This is a genomic window from Pasteurella testudinis DSM 23072, from assembly GCF_900176075.1.
GTDB classification, from domain to species: domain Bacteria; phylum Pseudomonadota; class Gammaproteobacteria; order Enterobacterales; family Pasteurellaceae; genus Chelonobacter; species Chelonobacter testudinis.
Map to the genome: position 1 here is coordinate 1 of NZ_FWWV01000055.1, position 2,410 is coordinate 2,410.

2 protein-coding genes are annotated in these 2,410 nt (G+C 49.4%); both read right to left on the reverse strand.

Features of this window, described 5'->3' with window-relative positions:
• Window positions 1–140 precede the first annotated feature (140 nt).
• Window positions 141–1,448 carry an MFS transporter gene (locus B8880_RS12100; RefSeq protein ID WP_084257837.1) on the reverse strand — a complete coding sequence of 436 codons (1,308 nt, stop codon included), beginning with the start codon at window positions 1,446–1,448 and terminating at the stop codon, window positions 141–143.
• Between the two features lie 31 nt (window positions 1,449–1,479).
• Window positions 1,480–2,175 carry a 7-cyano-7-deazaguanine/7-aminomethyl-7-deazaguanine transporter gene (locus B8880_RS12105; protein ID WP_084257838.1) on the reverse strand — a complete coding sequence of 232 codons (696 nt, stop codon included), beginning with the start codon at window positions 2,173–2,175 and terminating at the stop codon, window positions 1,480–1,482.
• Window positions 2,176–2,410: the final 235 nt, after the last annotated feature.

Below are 2,410 nucleotides of genomic sequence, written 5' to 3' on the forward strand. Positions count from 1 at the left end.
CAGTCTTTTCGCATGCCCCTTGAGGGGCATGTGAATTACTAGGCCCTTATAGGGCAGCCGAAAAACCGCACGTTTCACGTGCGGATTGTTATTTTGCGGCTTAAGCATGTGCCCGCACTATTAAAAAGAATATTCCACTCTTAAACCGACGTCACAGCCGCTTTCGGTTTTAGCCAATACACCGCCAAAGTTGAGATCAACATCACAACGGCGGCGCCGAGATAGAGATCTTTCGATTGCCAGCCTGCGTCGAGCAAGTAGCCGGCCATAATCGGGGCGAAGATGGCGCCGAAGCGGCCGACACCGATAGAGAAGCCTACGCCGGTGCTGCGGATTTCGGCTTGGTATAGGCTTGGGTTGAGGATATATAAGCCGCTGATACAGCCGTTAATTAAGCTGCCGATCAAGATGCCCAACACAAAGGCGAAGCCGACGCTTTGCAGAGAGAATACGAAAGCGACGATCGCCAAGCTTGCCAAAGCCCCGAACACCATCAGAATGTGGCGTGCCGTCCAGCGGCTGGCGAACAAGCCGAACGTCAAGGCACCGAAAGTGCCGCCCAACGACAGCATCATGCCGACGCTGATACTCTCGTTTTTGCTCATGCCGGCTTGTTCCAACAATGCCGGTGTCCAAGAGCTGATAAAGTAAAAACTGAACATCACGGTGAAAAACGCCGCCCACACCAGCAGCGTGATTTTCAAATAATTCGACGAAAACAGTTCTAAAATTCCACGCGGTTGTTGTTGCGATTGCGCTTGTTGAGCCAATGTCCAATCGCCTTCTAGTCTTAAGCGTTTTGCAATTTTTTGCAGGCGCTGCAAGGCGTTTTTCGGTTTTTTACTCATCAGAAAATCAATCGATTCCGGCAAAAACAGCCAAATCACAATTAAGCACACGCCGGTTAACGCCGCACCGACGAAAAACACCGATTGCCAGCCGTAACTGGCTTGTAAAAAACGGGCCGACATTCCGCCCAATACCGCACCGATGCCAAAGCCGGCGGCATACAGGCTGATCGCTAAGCCGTGCCATTTCCGCGAGGAATATTCGCTGACGATCACATTGGTGCACGCCAGAATACTCCCCACCCCTAAACCGGTGATCACCCGCCACAACGCCAATTGATAGTGATCGGTCGCAAAACCGGAAAACAGCATACCGACGGTTGACAAAGCAACCGATACCAACAATAACGGACGGCGGCCGAATTTATCGGCTAACGGTGCCAAAAACAGCGAGCCAATCGTCATACCAACCAAGCCGGCACTTAACAAATAGCCGACTTCCGCCCCGTCCAGCCCGAAGGCGTTTTTAATCGCAGATGCGGTGAACGCTAACGCCAGTACGTCAAAACCGTCCAACACATTCAGTAAAAACGCCAATAAGACAATCCCCCATTGAAACGGGCTCATCGAACTTCTGGCAATCGCTTGTCTTAAATCCATTGTTATTTCTCTTATGGTTGAAGGTTAAAAATTAATTTAAGCTCGGCTGGCGCAAGTCGGCCAATTGTTGCAATTTTTTGAGAATGATATTCAGCACCACACCATACGCCGGCACGAAGAACAGCAAGCCGATAAACAACTTAAACAGATAATCGACAAAACCGAGCGCAAACCAGTTTTCCGCCATAAACGGATCGCTGCTTTGATAAAAAGCAATCGCAAAGAACAGCAAGGTGTCGCAGGCGCTGCCGAAAGTCATCGCACAGCTCGGCGCCACCCACCAAGCTTGCAACCGGCGCAGACGGTTAAACACCAAAACGTCCAGCAACTGCCCGAAAACATAGGCGGCAAAACTGGCAATCGCAATGCGGAACACAAACAGATTAAAAGTCGCAAGTGCGGTCAGCCCTTGAAATTGCTGGTCGACGAACAAGGTGGACACCAGATAACTGATGATTAATGCCGGAATCATCACGATAAAAATAATCTGGCGGGCGGCTTTCGCGCCGAACACCCGCACGGTCAGATCCGTTGCCAAGAAAATAAACGGAAAGGTCAGCGTACCCCAAGTGGTATGAAAGCTGAAATCCGTGAACGGCAACCGCACTTCAAAGGCGTATTGCACCAAATAGTTACTGGCGGTGATGATTAAAATATGGAAAAAGCTCAGGATAATTAACGCATTGCGTTTTTGTTGCGTATTAAACAACGTAGAAGTGGAAAACATATTTGCTACCTTTTTGTTTGTGTTTGGGGGCGAGGGAACCCAAATATTGCTGTTAGCGGTTAACGATAAAAGAGCGGTGATGATACGCATTTTTACTGAAAAGGCAAGGAAAAACGAACAAGAAACGGACTGTTTGCCGCATCAGGGCAACCGCGCACTTTGTCTAATAATCAACCAACAACACCAAACATCAGCTCTGACCTGAATTCATCTGACCAACCCGCTGCTTTCAGCT

What these genes read in the sequence shown, in the direction of transcription:
- B8880_RS12100 (WP_084257837.1), bottom strand. Translation starts at nt 1,448, where the DNA reads ATGGATTTAAGACAAGCGATTGCCAGAAGTTCGATGAGCCCGTTTCAA.
- B8880_RS12105 (WP_084257838.1), bottom strand. Translation starts at nt 2,175, where the DNA reads ATGTTTTCCACTTCTACGTTGTTTAATACGCAACAAAAACGCAATGCG.